Genomic DNA, 204 nt, shown 5'->3' on the forward strand with positions numbered 1-204 from the left:
CGGATCACGTCGCGCAGGCGCGGAGCATTCTCCAGCCGCGACAGCGTCGGCTGGGAACACAAATCCCGGCCCGTGTCCGGTAGGCGACCGCAGGCCAGTTTGAATGCCGGATCGGACCTCAGATGATCGAGGTCGTCGGCGTCCTCGTAGCCGCAGCAGATCGCGAACATGCGAGCGCGGAACATATCGACCAGGCTGTGCACG

At 65.2% G+C, this 204-nt stretch carries 1 protein-coding gene; it reads right to left on the reverse strand.

Annotated features, from left to right (window positions below; all coding sequences use genetic code 11):
• Positions 1-204, reverse strand: a 204-nt coding sequence (locus QJT78_RS53065) for a transposase (protein WP_281461039.1), incomplete at both ends; no start/stop codon positions are given.

It is taken from the genome of Bradyrhizobium sp. Mp27, assembly GCF_029953005.1.
GTDB lineage: Bacteria > Pseudomonadota > Alphaproteobacteria > Rhizobiales > Xanthobacteraceae > Bradyrhizobium > Bradyrhizobium barranii.